This is a genomic window from Psychrobacter sp. JB193, assembly GCF_002285555.1.
GTDB lineage: Bacteria > Pseudomonadota > Gammaproteobacteria > Pseudomonadales > Moraxellaceae > Psychrobacter > Psychrobacter alimentarius.
This window is the reverse complement of record NZ_NRGY01000002.1, coordinates 254688-268705: the sequence shown is the minus strand read 5'-3', so window position 1 is coordinate 268705 and position 14018 is coordinate 254688. Positions and strand designations below refer to the sequence as shown.

Annotated in this window: 12 protein-coding genes; 5 read left to right on the top strand and 7 right to left on the bottom strand. The window is 44.3% G+C overall.

Annotated elements, in window-relative coordinates; all coding sequences use genetic code 11:
- Positions 1–23: 23 nt before the first annotated feature.
- The 4 genes from CIK80_RS08905 to fadB all read right to left on the bottom strand — a co-directional run bounded on the left by CIK80_RS08905 (position 24) and on the right by fadB (position 5175).
- Positions 24–653 carry an HD domain-containing protein gene (locus CIK80_RS08905; RefSeq protein ID WP_095569722.1) on the bottom strand — a complete coding sequence of 210 codons (630 nt, stop codon included), beginning with the start codon at positions 651–653 and terminating at the stop codon, positions 24–26.
- Positions 654–761: 108 nt separating this feature from the next.
- Positions 762–1337, bottom strand: a complete 576-nt coding sequence (locus CIK80_RS08900; protein ID WP_062845542.1) for an isochorismatase family protein — start codon at positions 1335–1337, stop codon at positions 762–764.
- 276 nt (positions 1338–1613) lie between these two features.
- Positions 1614–2786: an acetyl-CoA C-acyltransferase FadA gene (fadA, locus tag CIK80_RS08895; RefSeq protein ID WP_062845543.1), complete on the bottom strand. Its 1173-nt coding sequence runs from the start codon at positions 2784–2786 to the stop codon at positions 1614–1616.
- Positions 2787–3015: 229 nt separating this feature from the next.
- Positions 3016–5175 (bottom strand): fatty acid oxidation complex subunit alpha FadB, encoded by a 2160-nt coding sequence (gene fadB / locus CIK80_RS08890; protein WP_095569721.1) that lies wholly within the window; start codon positions 5173–5175, stop codon positions 3016–3018.
- A gap of 764 nt (positions 5176–5939) precedes the next feature.
- Here fadB and CIK80_RS08885 point away from each other — a divergent pair.
- The 3 genes from CIK80_RS08885 to CIK80_RS08875 all read left to right on the top strand — a co-directional run bounded on the left by CIK80_RS08885 (position 5940) and on the right by CIK80_RS08875 (position 8633).
- On the top strand, positions 5940–7076 hold the full coding sequence (locus CIK80_RS08885; protein ID WP_095569720.1) for a polyprenyl synthetase family protein: 1137 nt from the start codon (positions 5940–5942) through the stop codon (positions 7074–7076).
- 50 nt (positions 7077–7126) lie between these two features.
- On the top strand, positions 7127–7945 hold the full coding sequence (locus tag CIK80_RS08880; RefSeq protein ID WP_095569719.1) for a DUF72 domain-containing protein: 819 nt from the start codon (positions 7127–7129) through the stop codon (positions 7943–7945).
- Positions 7946–8045: 100 nt separating this feature from the next.
- The gene (locus tag CIK80_RS08875; RefSeq protein ID WP_095569718.1) at positions 8046–8633 is read left to right on the top strand and encodes a hypothetical protein; all 588 of its coding nucleotides are present in this window, start codon (positions 8046–8048) and stop codon (positions 8631–8633) included.
- A gap of 220 nt (positions 8634–8853) precedes the next feature.
- Here CIK80_RS08875 and CIK80_RS08870 read toward each other — a convergent pair whose 3' ends face one another.
- From CIK80_RS08870 to CIK80_RS08860, 3 genes are all read right to left on the bottom strand, one after another.
- Positions 8854–9258 carry a hypothetical protein gene (locus tag CIK80_RS08870; RefSeq protein ID WP_095569717.1) on the bottom strand — a complete coding sequence of 135 codons (405 nt, stop codon included), beginning with the start codon at positions 9256–9258 and terminating at the stop codon, positions 8854–8856.
- 76 nt (positions 9259–9334) lie between these two features.
- Positions 9335–9883, bottom strand: a complete 549-nt coding sequence (locus CIK80_RS08865; RefSeq protein WP_095569716.1) for a GNAT family protein — start codon at positions 9881–9883, stop codon at positions 9335–9337.
- A 177-nt stretch (positions 9884–10060) separates the two neighbouring features.
- Positions 10061–10690, bottom strand: coding sequence for a superoxide dismutase (locus CIK80_RS08860; RefSeq protein ID WP_062845550.1), 630 nt, complete (start codon positions 10688–10690; stop codon positions 10061–10063).
- 382 nt (positions 10691–11072) lie between these two features.
- Between CIK80_RS08860 and rdgB the strand changes: the two genes are divergently transcribed.
- Both rdgB and tig read left to right on the top strand, forming a co-directional pair.
- Positions 11073–11729, top strand: coding sequence for an RdgB/HAM1 family non-canonical purine NTP pyrophosphatase (gene rdgB, locus CIK80_RS08855; protein ID WP_095569715.1), 657 nt, complete (start codon positions 11073–11075; stop codon positions 11727–11729).
- Positions 11730–12244: 515 nt separating this feature from the next.
- Positions 12245–13588 carry a trigger factor gene (tig, locus tag CIK80_RS08850; RefSeq protein WP_095569714.1) on the top strand — a complete coding sequence of 448 codons (1344 nt, stop codon included), beginning with the start codon at positions 12245–12247 and terminating at the stop codon, positions 13586–13588.
- Positions 13589–14018: the final 430 nt, after the last annotated feature.

Genomic DNA, 14018 nt, shown 5'->3' with positions numbered 1-14018 from the left:
GTGAAGAGGATAAAGGGTATTATTTATGAGTCAATCAGCCACCCTTGCTGCGTTGCATACGCGATATTTTCTGTGAGCCAATCATGAATCACAGGGAAGCTGTGCTCAATAAATGCCAATGCTGCTGCCACTTGCGAACGCGTGACGTCAGATTCAATCCACGTTTTTCCCTCGGTATTTAGATTAAGTAAAAACGGCAACAAACGATCAACGACTCTGAGCAGCTGGGTCTCTTTGCTGCTACCTGTCTCTTGTTCTTCCCAAATCTCAACCAGATTGGCAATCCCATTGCCGCGTTCTGCTTGTAATCGAGCGATACCAGCACGCTCTTCGATGTGTGCGTCGCTACGACTGCTGGCAAATAAAAAGGTATCTCCTGCATCAATCTCGCCCAAATCATGCACCAACGCCATCTTTAGTAATCTCTCATGATTGACATCGAGCTCAAACAATTCAGCGATCGACCAGCAGGCCATGGCCAAGTGCCAAGAGTGTTCGGCAGAGTTTTCTCGGCGTGTGGTATGGGTCACATAGCTGCGGCGATTGACACGTTTGAGCGCATCCAGTTCCAATAGGAAATGGGTGACATCATTGACATCGATACTTGCTACAAGCATTTGGCTGGTCAGTGGTCTAGGCATACTTAAAGACATACTTCTCTCTGATTAGATAAAAAACAGCGCCTGTCTGATCAAGCGCTGTTTTTACGATGGTTAAATAAAATGGTGGCAGCCGCTTACTACAGCCCTTTGTTGCAGCAACTATTTAATCAAATTGCTGATGGTTTTAAAGGCAGGATCTTGGCTACTGCGGCACAGCTCAAACAAAATAGACTCAACCGTACTGATAACACCACCTGCGCGGCGAATACGACGAATCGCTTGCTTTTTATCATAAGGATAGCGCGAGCCAACGGCATCGCCAATAATGACAGGTTGCATGCCGTTATCAAGTAAATCAAGCGCCGTCTGCATCACACAAACGTGTACTTCTACACCGAATAAAATGACGACACTGCGATTCTGCTGGGCCAGATGATGCCATGCTTCATCATTATCACAGGCACTAAATGTGACCTTTTCAAAACTCTTTGTATTATTACCTTCTAGTGCTTCCTTGATCTCGGGCAACGTATCGCCTAGACCCTTTTTGTACTGCTCATTGAGCATAATAGGCACGTTCAGCGCTTGTAGACCCTTTATCAGTGTGACTGTCTTTTTTAATATGTTTTCATGGTCATAAATGTGCGGCGTTAAGCGCTCTTGGACATCAATGACCATTGCTTGGGTATTTTCACGAGCAATTCGATAAGTACGATCGGTAATCATGGTAGACATAGCACACTCCTTGTACAACTGACGTTTATCATTAAAAACTATTGTGTGAGTACCAATAGCATAATGACTCCACTAATGCTTATTTAGTCACAGTTTGGCAAGTGCGTCAATGGACATAATTTTGCTCTGTTATTTACGAGTAGCTCTTATTGCTACCTATAACTGACTTAACTGTCTAAATTCTAATAAAAAAAACCTCCAGTCATGAAGACTAGAGGCTATTATCTAAATATTTACAATGGTTAAATATTACAAATCGACTACCGATTCGAGTGTTTAAACGCGCTCAATCACGGTCGCGATACCTTGACCTAGACCGATACACATCGTTGCCAGACCAATTTCAGTATCTGACTGCTCCATCGCATTGAGTAGTGTCACTGTGATACGAGCGCCTGAACAGCCAAGTGGGTGACCCAAGGCAATCGCGCCGCCGTTGATATTGACGATATCTTGTTTGTCCGTTAGGTTCAGTGCTTTTAGAACTGATAAACCTTGCGCTGCAAATGCTTCGTTTAACTCGATGGTTTGCATGTCATCGATGCTCATGCCGGCACGTTTGAGGGCTTTGTTGGTAGCTGGTACAGGACCATAACCCATGATAGCAGCGTCACAACCAGCAACAGCCATACTACGAATACGAGCGCGTGGCTTGAGACCCAAGTCTTTGGCTTTTTGAGCGCTCATGACCAGCATTGCTGCGGCACCATCTGATAAGGCAGATGACGTCGCTGCCGTCACCGTACCACCTTTTGGATCGAAGGCTGGACGTAGTTTTTGCATTTGCTCCATCGTCGCATCTGGACGAATCACTTCATCGACGGTGCATAGCTGCAAGCGACCCGCCGCATCATGACCTTCGATACCGATGATTTCATTGTCAAAACGACCTTCAGAAGTCGCAGCCCACGCACGGCGATGTGACTCAAGACCAAAGGCGTCTTGCTCTTCGCGCGTAATGCCATTCATGCGACCCAGCATCTCAGCGGTCAAGCCCATCATGTTCGAGGCTTTTGCATAGTGCTTTGAGGCTTCAGGATTGAGATCCACGCCATGCATCATGCCAACGTGGCCCATGTGCTCAACGCCACCAATGATGAAAATCTCGCCTTGGTTGGTCATGATTTGGGCAGCGGCCGTGTGTAGCGCCTGCATTGATGAGCCGCATAGACGATTGACGGTCTGGCCGCCTGCCGTTTTTGGAATACCAGCCAATAGGCCAATGTTACGACCGATGTTTAAGCCTTGCTCTAGCGTTTGGTTCACACAGCCCCAGATGATATCTTCGACATCACGTGGGTCAAAGTCGTTACGCTCAACCAACGCTCGTACCAATTCAGCAGACATGCTATCCGCGCGAACATGGCGGAACATACCGTTTTTAGATTTGCCCATCGCTGAGCGTACGCCATCTACGATGACCACATCTTTTGGACTTAAAGTTGTCATACTATCTTCCTTTTCAATTTTATTGTCAGTGTCATCCGTTCACTTTGACGCTTTTACCTTGCCAATCTTACCCAAAGTACGATAGGTACTTCTGCGTTTGATGCACTGGTATTAACATTCAATGGAACTGACTATAACCGTACGTTTGCGATTGAAAAATAGGGTTCTATCAATGGCTGTTTTGCTCAAAGGCAAACGTACTGCACTTCATCCTAGTAATGACTGCCTATTACGCGGTGGCGTAAAAGGTCTCGCCTGCGGCTGCCATATCGCGAATCTTTTGCGGGGCTTCATACGCTTTGCCAAGGTGCGCGTATTTTTCACACAGTGCCAAGTAGTTATCTAGACCCATCTGGTCGATATAACGGCAAGGGCCACCGCGGAATGGCGGGAAACCGACGCCCATGATCATGGCCATGTCGGCCTCGGCAGGCGTGCTCACGATATTGTCTTCTAAGCAGCGAACGGTTTCATTACAGAAAGCCAGCATGGTGCGATCGATGATGGCTTGATCATCAAATTCTTGTTTGTCACTGTCACTTGTCGCTTGTAGCAACTCATAAGTGGCATCATCAGCAATTTTCTTAGGCTTGCCGCGGCTATCTGTTTCGTATTTATAAAAACCAACGCCGTTCTTTTGACCCAAGCGCTTGTTTTCGTATAGATGCTGAATCGCCCCTTTATAATCAGGCTTCATGCGATCAGGAAAACCTTCTGCCATGACTTCGGCACCATGGACACCTGTATCTAAACCCACCACGTCGATTAAGTAAGCAGGACCCATCGGCCAGCCGAATTTTTCCATAACTTTATCGACATGAGCAAAGTCAGCACCTTGCTTGAGCAATAAATCAAACGCGCCAAAATATGGGAACAACACACGGTTCACCAAGAAACCTGGGCAGTCATTGACCACAACAGGGACTTTACCCATTTTTGAAGCGAGCGCAACAGTGGTCGCGATGGCTTCTTCAGAGGATTTCTCACCGCGAATCACTTCGACGAGTGGCATACGGTGTACTGGGTTAAAGAAATGCATACCGACGAAGTTTTCTGGACGCGCAAGTGCTTCGGCCAAATAAGTGATAGAAATGGTTGAGGTGTTTGACGCTAGGATACAATCGTCTTTTACCAAGCCTTCTACTTCTTTTAAGACACTACGCTTCACATTTGGATTTTCTACCACGGCTTCGATGACGATATCTGTTTCGCTAAAATCACCATAGTTTAGCGTTGGACGAATACGGCTTAAGGTTTCGCCCATTTTCGCTGGGGTCATCTTGCCGCGCTCAACCATCTTGCCAAGCAATTTGCTGGCTTCGCCCATACCAAGGTCTAATTGCTCAGACTTGATGTCTTTCATAATAATTGGCAAGCCTTTGCTGGCTGCCTGATACGCGATACCGCCGCCCATGATGCCCGCGCCTAGTACAGCGGCTTCGTTGATGTCATGCGCTTGCTTGCTGTGTTGTTTGGCCAGTTTTTTAACCAATTGATCGTTTAAGAACAGACCAACCAAGCTTTCTGCTTGTGGGGTTTTAGCCGCTTTAGCAAAGCCAGCAGCTTCAACTTCAATTGCTTTGTCACGCGGTAGATTGACGTGTTTTTCGATGGCTTCGATAGCGAGGGCTGGTGCTGGGTACTGCTTAGGATTGGCCTTGGCAAAGATCATGCCTTTGGCGCTGTTGAACGCCATGGCTTGCTCAAGCTGGTTTAGCTTCACTGGCACCAGTTTTTCTTCACGCTTGGCTTGCCAATCAAGCTCGCCTGAGATACATTTTTTGACCAAATCAATGGCAGCATCTTGCAAGTCATCAGCAGGTACGGTTGCATCGACCAAGCCGAGCTTTAGCGCATCAAGCGGTTTTTTTGGTGTACCAGTGGCGATCAGCTCAAGCGCATTGTCGATACCAATGATACGGGTACTACGAACCGTACCACCAAACCCTGGGAAGATACCCAGTTGAGTCTCTGGTAGACCAATGATTGCTTTATCACTCATGACGCGGTATTCACACACCAAGGTCATCTCACAACCGCCGCCCATTGCCGCGCCATTGATGGCAGCCACTTTTGGGAATGGCAAATCTTCAAAACGATTGAAAGCGTCATTGACATGAACCACCCAATCTTTGATCTCGCTTTCTGATTTTTTGAAAGAAGCCACAAATTCTGTGATGTCAGCACCAGCGATAAACACGCCTTTGCCTGAAGTGACGATAAGGCCTTTTACGTCATCAGCTTTTTCTAACGCGCTAACGGCTTCGCCAAACTGCTTGTTGGTCTCGGCATCAAACTTATTCACGCTCTCGTTTTCGGCGTTGTAGTGCATGTTGGCGATGCCATCCTCTAGCATTGTCACCGTGATGCGATTTCCTTGGTATACCATTTCGAACTCCTTGTTATTCATAAAGGCTATTTAATAAAAACGATGTAATAAAAACTAGCTCTTAAAAGCCATGCGACAAACCTTTCGTCTTAAAAGCGACGTTTTGGTACAAATCACATAACTCGTTATTGTTAGAAAAATGGGTAATAGCATCGTCAGCCTGCCCTTTTATGACAATAAATCGTTATGAAGACAAACCATTCATCGTACTAGCCAGCTGGCAAGTCAATCAGGCAAAATATCTTTATTATCCAGCGCGCGTGTTTTTGTCTTTACTGCTCTGTACTTATTTTAAGTGTGTTGCACAACATCATACGGCGCTTCATTTATATACTCTTGCTTTCAGTACGGCTGCTTTAGTTGCTACAGTTGTCGGTCTGACGATGACTTTCACGCCAATTAGTGTAGGGGATTATGCCCCTGACTGTCACAAGCTAATACCATACTCACAAGTCACTCTTAAATTGATAACAGCCCTTTACCTCGTGCCCGGCGTCCTTTAAGTGCCTGTTAACATCATAAAAATGAACTTATCAAAGTGTGTAAACCGTCATTATCAACCTCTCAGCTTCCTCCATTATCAAAGCACATTCAACCACTAAGTTAAATCACCAATACGTAACGGGGACTTATGGGATTATCTCCTTTCATTTTGCTGTTGAATGGCAAAAAATAATTCAGCGCGTCTACGTGCCATACAAGGAATATCGCCTATCATGCTACACTAAGGGTATTTTTATTCTTCTCTGATAAATGGTTGGGTTATGACTGTTTCTTCTATACCAAGCTTGATGCCAGCAAGCGTTCCGTCTTTTAAAAATACCGAGCAGTTCCATCGCGCAGTACGCGCACAATTGGCGCAAGACATTGAAGTTTTATTTACGTATGCAAAGCTCCCAAGTCCGCTGATGGACGCCTGTCGTTATGTGATGACCGGTCAAGGCAAAACGGTACGTCCCCTATTGGTCGCAAGTGTTTTTGCGAGCGTCACTGACAATAACAATATAAGTGGTAATGCGAACAAGGCTGAAGCAAGTTTAAAATCCGATGATGCATCAGGTCTTGTTGACTCTACCTCTACCAATATAACCAATGACATGCAAAGCGAAGACTTGGCATCCTTGTTAGAGAACGACTCAGATTATGATATGTGTCGCCGTGCTGCCCTAGCAGTGGAGCTACTGCACACCTACTCATTGGTGCATGATGATTTGCCTTGCATGGACGATGATGAGCTACGCCGTGGGCAGCCAACCTGCCATATCGCCTTTGATGAAGCGACTGCACTATTGGCAGGAGACGTGCTACAGACGCTGGCCTTTGAGGTATTGACAGCAGAGATGCCGACCTTTGCGCATTTTGATTCTGATATCGCAAGCCAGCTGCTCGCGGTATTTGCACCGCGGGCGCGGCGCATGGTATCTGGTCAAATGCTGGATCTCAATGCTGAAGCAAAAGAGGGCGTCTCGCAACGTGAGTTAGAGGCCATTCACCGCGATAAAACCGGTGCCTTAATTGAAGCGGCCATGCTGATGGGCGGTATCTGTGCTGGCGCGACCGCTTTACAACGCATGGCATTGCAGGATTGTGCTCAGCACATTGGTCTTGCCTTTCAGGTCCAAGATGATATCTTGGATGTGACCACCAGCACCGACACGCTTGGCAAACCTGCTGGTAGCGACGAAAAGCTGGACAAATCCACCTATGTAAAATTGATGGGTGTGGAGAATGCCAAAACCTATGCACAATCGCTGTTTGATGACGGACGCACCGCGATCATTCGTGAGCTAGGCAGTCGTGAGCCAAATAGTGATGGGGTAAGCCGTGATGATTACAGCATCAATAAAGACAATGATGCGCTACTGGCGTTGATAGACTGGCTATGGGCACGTAAAAAATAGCCAAAACTGAATCATAAAAAGTAAATTATAAAAAATAACGAGTGGTCAACATGGACAGGAACCCTACCCCGCGTATCTATCTTGGCACTGGTGGCTATATCGATACTGACTTGCTCGGTACGCTGTATCCCACTGGCACCAAAAAAACGGACTTTTTGCGCGAGTACGCCAAACAATACGGCGCCGTCGAGATTAATAGCACATTCTACGCACCCATCGGGCAAAAAGCCTTTGCGGGTATGGTTGATAAAGCCTATGTGCAAACTGACAGTCAGCTAAAATTCGCCGTAAAACTCCATCAAGACTTTACTCATGCACGTAAAGGCACAAGCGAGCATGCCGAGGCCTTTCTAACGGCGCTCACCCCACTTATTGAAGCGAATGCTTTAGCGCCATTATTACTCCAGTTCCCGCATGGCTTTGATCGTACTCGCGAGCATCGTCTGTATCTCGCCAATCTTGTCAGCTGGTTTAGAGACTATCCGCTTGCCGTTGAGTTTCGCCACAACGGCTGGCACACGCCGCAAGTGGTCGATAGTTTTCGCGAGCAAGGGTTGATTTGGTGCAGCGTCGATTATCCAAAAGTAAATGGCTTGCCACCATCACGGCTGATATTCACTGAGCGCACTGGATATCTGCGTATGCATGGCAACAATCTGAACTGGTGGGATGCTATGAGCGCGAGTGACCGTCATGATTATCGCTATAGCGAGGCGGAAATGCAGGACTGGGCGCAAGCGATTGCCAATCAGCGTCAGCACTTTGATACGCTCTATATTTTCTTTCAAAACACCGTCAACGCGCATGCGTATTATAATATTGCGATGCTACGAGAAGCGCTGGGTAAGTTTGGGTTTGAGGTGTTGTGATTTACATGTTCGCTTTGAGCAAGGTAGTACATTCAATAAAAAATAGTTTTATAGAAGTAAAACTTTAGATAAATTTGAATTAATTTAGCGGAGTAATTTAATGTACCCTGAAATAGTAAAGCTAAATATTGAGCACGAAATAGATGGATTTGAACGAACAACTCTTACTCGATTATTGAATAGCTTTGGAGATATCGAATTAGAAGCCACAGAAAAAAGAAGGAAGTTTCTTGAAAAGAAATCAAAGAGTTTTAACCCTGATATAGATGATGAAGCAAGTATAGAAGAAGATGCTTATTTCGAGGAAGTTAATCATTTTTCCATTGAAAAAGAGCTAAGGCAAGAATTTTTAAACTCTACAGCAACTTGGTTATTTCATCTATTTGAAAAACAGAAAAACAGAGTGTTAGGCTCAGATAAATCTAGCATATTAAAACCACAGCTAGCTAAAGATAATTATGATCTTAGCACTTGTCCAAATTGGGCAATACTGAATAAAGAGTTAAGACTCGCTGCTAATGTAATCAAACATGGATTCGATGGTCAATCTGGAAAAAACTTGAAACTGAATTTTCCACACCTTATAGTAAATGGGGACGTTGTTTTATCTGAAACCGATATTCGGCGTTATATTACTGCTTTGAGATGTTTTTGGGAAAAAGTATTGGAAAATAAAGTGATATTGTAGAAGTCTTATTTAAAACCCACAAAAAAAGGACACCTCGCGGTGCCCTTTTTTCAAATCAAATACTTTGTTAAAGACTACGCTTCAACGCCAGCATCTTGATCTTTATATTTTGCGTTTGCCTAGTTCCAATTCACTAGCTTCTCTATGAACGTATCAACATAGTCAGGATATGAATCAACAGTACACCGTTACCTTGCCACCGCAATTACTGTATAACTACTTACGTAGAAGTGTGCGTGGGCGCAGTCTTGATATACCCGCTTGCACTAATAAACAACAGAATCGCCAGTAAAGCGCCAAGCATCTCCATGACAAACAGCGTCTGTCCCATCGGCTCTGCCGAGCGCGGGAAGATATTAGTAATGCCTGCCACATACACCACAAAATACTCCATTGCGAGCAGTAGCAGTATCTTGCCACGCATAGCCTGACCGTCCAGCCCCGCAAACAGTTGCCAGATGCTGAGCACCACAAGAGTGATCAAAAACACTGTGAATAGAGTGATGACTATCGGTGGATAATCGGGAAATACTCGCGTCTTAGTCAATACACTGAGTATCATAAAGCACAGGTTCAGCACCGAGAGTGTCAATGTGGCCAGTACTGCAATGCGCGCTTTATTCACCCTATCCTCCTGTCTGCATTTTAGGTTCGTGTCGCCTGTATCATAACGCCATCAATACCGTTTTTATTGATAAAGGTTAGCTGGCAGCATCGTTATTCGCTATCCACTCCTTTTTTAAAATGGCATATTGTAACGTATCTTCGTACTTTGGCGTGCCGTCTGCATTTTTGATAAACGAGATAAACTCTACAAAATGCCCTTCTTGACGAAAGCCCAAACGCTCGCACAGCTTTTGTGAGGCGGTATTGTCAACCTCGACATACGCATAAATGCGTCTGGCGTCCTGTTCGGTAAATAAAAAATCAATAAACGCACGCGCACTTTCGCTGGCGTATCCTTTGCCGTGAAATTGCTCATTAAAATTCCAGCCTACAGAGTAGGTATCAGGCTCTTCTTTGATGAAGAAAATCTCACCAATCAGCTTATCAGAGTCTTTGAGACATACGGCAATATAATCACCGTCTTTTTGTCTTTTGGCAATTTTTGTCAGTGCTTCATCAATCGAGGTGATTTTATCGCCTATAAAACAGCTGGGTATAGGGTTGGACAGATATGCCAATAAGTCAGCAGCGTCATGTGCTGCAAAGTCTCGTAAAATGAGCCGCGGTGTGTGTATGGTTGTCATTATTGTCATCTCATTATTTGTCTGGGTCATGCTTTATCAAAGTCAGTAGTTTTAGTATCAAGCACAGCTATCTTATTTCGATATGTTTACTGTCTCATTGGTTTTTATGATCAAACTCCAAACCAAAAAAAGGACACCTCTCAGTGTCCTTTTTTGTATCAAATGCTTGGTTAAAGATTACTCTTCAACGCCAGCGTCTTGACCTTTATATTTTGCGTTTGCGTAGTCCCAGTTCACAAGCTTGTCTAGGAACGTGTCAACATAGTCAGGACGACGGTTACGGTAATCTACATAGTACGCATGTTCCCATACATCACAAGTCAATACGGCTACTTGATTATGTGCAAGTGGGGTATCAGCGTTAGCTGTTTTAGCGATTGACAATTTGCCACCGACTTTGTCAGCGACTAGCCATGCCCAACCTGAACCAAATTGAGTCAATGCTGCATTTTTGAACTCTTCACGGAACTTGTCATAGCTACCGAAATCTTCTTCGATTTTGCCTTTTAGATCGCCAGTAGGTTCGCCGCCGCCGTTGGTTGGCGTCATGCAGTTCCAGTAGAACGTATGGTTCCATACTTGGGCTGCTTGATTGAACATGCCTTGCTTGCTCTCATCTTTAGCAGTTGCTTCGATGATTTCTGGCAATGTTTTGTCTTCTAAACCAGAACCTGGTAATAGCTCATTTAGCTTGTTCACATAAGCAGCATGATGTTTGTCATGATGGTATTCTAGTGTCTCTGCACTGATATGTGGCTCTAGTGCGTCTTTTGCATATGGTAGATCTGGTAAAGTAATATTTGACATAGTTATTTTATCCTTGCTGTTTTTGACCGTTACATTATAAAAGCTAAATTCTACACTGTTCTTACTTCACAAAATAGCGGTCTAAAGTGGCTGAGTTTATTGTTTGAATTAAATTTTATCGCTTAATACACGTTATTGCTTAACACAGTATCACGTATTATGATGGAGCCAAAACTGATTGGGCTATTGCTTTTGCCCCAACGCCAGGTGGCTGGCTTTATATATGTTTGTTAACTTAATATTCATAAGCCATAAGATATAATTCACTGTAGCTTGCGGGCTAGTATAGCAAACGTGACCGAGAGTATCAGTTACCAAATGTTATAGACCATGCTTACAAGCGCACAGAAAACCATCCTTATCCACATGACGGAATGATACCATGAGTACCATTGACACCCCGATACTCTCTAAAACTTTCTCTACCCAATCAGCACCCGATAACCAATGGGTACTCGCCAGTAATAATAAAGGTAAACTGGCTGAGTTTCAAAGGTTGTTTGCTGAAGCAAATCTGAATGTGACGATTGTACCGCAAGGTGAGCTGGGTATCGAAGACGCCGTCGAAGATGGTTTAAGCTTTGTAGAAAACGCCATTATCAAAGCACGTCATGCCAGCCGTATCAGCGGTCTACCTGCGATTGCCGATGACTCTGGTTTGTGTGTTCCCGTACTGGGCAACGCGCCTGGTATTTACTCTGCCCGCTATGCAGGCGAACACGGCAATGATGATAAAAACAACGCCAAGCTTGTCACTGATTTGCAGGCGATGCGCGGTAAGCAGCCTATTCAAGGTATATTCGTTTGCGTTTTAGCTATGGTGCTCCATGCAGATGATTCGCTGCCGATTATCGCACAAGGCTTGTGGCATGGTGAAATCTTAGAAGCACCGTATGGGGATGGTGGTTTCGGTTACGATCCCTTGTTTTGGTTGCCAGAGCGACAAGCGACAGCAGCAAGCCTAAGCCCTGCGGATAAAAACCGCATCAGTCATCGCGGTCAAGCAATTCAGCAATTGCTAGCCCAGCTGTCGTTATAGATTTCTATATAAGTAATAATAAAATCTGTCTAGCGCCAATATAGAATGACTGGTCAGCATTTTTTGCAGCCTCTGTCACGCTATACGAACAGCAAGCAAGAGAAATACTGACCAGTCGAACTCAAAATACCTATATCGTTTTCATGTTGAACTGACCATAGCAAACAGATAATTTTTACTTTAATAAGCAGATAGATTATACTGTTCTACTTTTAAAATTTTGTTGAAAGCCCTAATTTGGCTGTATAATTCGCCAAAAAACGTTATTATGCGGCTTATTAACGGTTTATGATTGATATTTGATAGCGTCTATAACCTCGACATTCTCAACCATTAGTACCAGTGGTGATTGCTTCTGGCACCGATAATGAGTGTGTGCGCTATCATTATCCCCTATTTATTCCAACGGCAAGCCGTCGTACACGCTCATATTTTGAGGCGCGGTTGTCTATTACCATTTAACTCCAAGTACTACTAAATCAAACGTACTATTTAATCCTAAAGGTGTAATGAATATGGCTACAGATTTACAAGTCACAACCAACAAGCTATCTAATAAAGAGACTCAGCTAACGGTTAAAGTACCTGTCGAAAAGATTCAAAACAAAGTTGAAGGCCGTATTCGCCAAGTTGCGAAAACTGCCAAAATCGACGGTTTCCGTAAAGGCAACGTTCCTATGTCACACATCCGCTCTCAGTACGGTGCTGGCATTCAACAAGAAGTGATCAACGATGTAATCCGCGATACTGTATTTGAAGCGATCAAATCTGAAGACATCCGCGCGGTTGGCATGCCTAACATCGACGACGTGAAACTTGAAGACGATTTCTTGGTCTATCAAGCCACTGTTGAAATCTTCCCAGAAGTAGACGTACAAGGTATTGATGAAATCGAAGTTGAGCGTCACACTGCACAAGTGAGTGAAGAAGACGTTGACACCATGATCGAAAACCTACAAAAGCAACGTGAAGAGTTCGTTGAGAAAAAGGGCATGGCTGCTAAAGACAACCAAGTCACTTTTGATTTTGAAGGCTCAATCGATGGCGAAAAATTTGAAGGCGGCTCAGCTGAAGATTTCAAATTGGTTATCGGTAGCAACCAGATGATCCCAGGCTTTGAAGCGGGTATCAAAGGCATGAAAGCTGGCGAAGAAAAAGTCATCGACGTAACTTTCCCAGAAGATTACCAAGCTGAGAACCTAGCGGGTAAAGAAGCTCAGTTCAAAATCAACGTAAAATTGGTTGAAAAATCTAAGCTACCTGAAATCGATAATGCGTTCCTAGAGCTATTCGGTGTGACCGAGGGCGGCGTTGAGAAGTTGAAAGAAGACGTCCGCAAAAACATGGAACGCGAAATCAAAAATGCTGCGCGTAGCCAAGTGAAGCAAGCGACTTTTGATGCGTTGCTAGAAAAGAACGAGTTTGACGTACCAAACGCTATGTTAGAGCAAGAAATTGAGCGTCAACGCAACATGATGATGCAACGTTTCTCTCAGCAATTCGGCGCCAACGCTGATAGCTTCGACAAAGACATGCTGCCAAATGAGCTATTTGAAGAGCAAGCGCTACGTGCTGCCCGTCTCGGCATCATCGTTGCCCGTGTCATCGATACCAAAGGCTTAGAAGTAGATCAAGAGCGTGTTGAAACCTTCATCAAAGAAGCCGCTGAAAACTACGAAGATCCAGCAGAAGTCATCGAGTACTACACCAATGACAAGCAGCAGCGCGCGAACATTGAGTCTGTAGTACTAGAAGACCAAGTGGTAGATTATTTGATCAGCCAAGGTAAAGTAACTGACAAAGAAGTTAGCTATCAAGACTTGCTAGCGGCTCAGCAACAACAGCAGCAAGGCATGTAATTTAGTAGGATATTACTTAGCAATTTGCTAGTTACTGGCATTCAGTGCTAAGTGTTATCGAAACATGCTCTAATAAAATGCCCTAACAAACTTGTTAGGGCATTTTTATTGGGGCTTATATATCTTTTTTATAAACAGTTTATAGGCAATCCCCTTGATAAACGCGCATCGACGCCTTATTAATAGGAAGTCACTCCTATTATTGATAGAAAAACATTTTGCACATGAAAAAATTACCATTGCTCCAATAAAAAAGTTACCATTAGTGCAATTATTTTGAACAGCATCTAGAGCGTACCACTGTATCTAGTGAGTGTTATCGCTCAGCGGCAATACTTATAATGATAAACACCGATAACAGCCTGGTCGTTCGTTTTCTTACCCTTATCTTATGTACGTATAAACAGGACATTTTTATGACAGATTATGA

What these genes read in the sequence shown, in the direction of transcription:
- CIK80_RS08905 (WP_095569722.1), bottom strand. Translation starts at nt 653, where the DNA reads ATGTCTTTAAGTATGCCTAGACCACTGACCAGCCAAATGCTTGTAGCA.
- CIK80_RS08900 (WP_062845542.1), bottom strand. Translation starts at nt 1,337, where the DNA reads ATGTCTACCATGATTACCGATCGTACTTATCGAATTGCTCGTGAAAAT.
- fadA (WP_062845543.1), bottom strand. Translation starts at nt 2,786, where the DNA reads ATGACAACTTTAAGTCCAAAAGATGTGGTCATCGTAGATGGCGTACGC.
- fadB (WP_095569721.1), bottom strand. Translation starts at nt 5,175, where the DNA reads ATGGTATACCAAGGAAATCGCATCACGGTGACAATGCTAGAGGATGGC.
- CIK80_RS08885 (WP_095569720.1), top strand. Translation starts at nt 5,940, where the DNA reads ATGACTGTTTCTTCTATACCAAGCTTGATGCCAGCAAGCGTTCCGTCT.
- CIK80_RS08880 (WP_095569719.1), top strand. Translation starts at nt 7,127, where the DNA reads ATGGACAGGAACCCTACCCCGCGTATCTATCTTGGCACTGGTGGCTAT.
- CIK80_RS08875 (WP_095569718.1), top strand. Translation starts at nt 8,046, where the DNA reads ATGTACCCTGAAATAGTAAAGCTAAATATTGAGCACGAAATAGATGGA.
- CIK80_RS08865 (WP_095569716.1), bottom strand. Translation starts at nt 9,883, where the DNA reads ATGACAACCATACACACACCGCGGCTCATTTTACGAGACTTTGCAGCA.
- CIK80_RS08860 (WP_062845550.1), bottom strand. Translation starts at nt 10,690, where the DNA reads ATGTCAAATATTACTTTACCAGATCTACCATATGCAAAAGACGCACTA.
- rdgB (WP_095569715.1), top strand. Translation starts at nt 11,073, where the DNA reads ATGAGTACCATTGACACCCCGATACTCTCTAAAACTTTCTCTACCCAA.
- tig (WP_095569714.1), top strand. Translation starts at nt 12,245, where the DNA reads ATGGCTACAGATTTACAAGTCACAACCAACAAGCTATCTAATAAAGAG.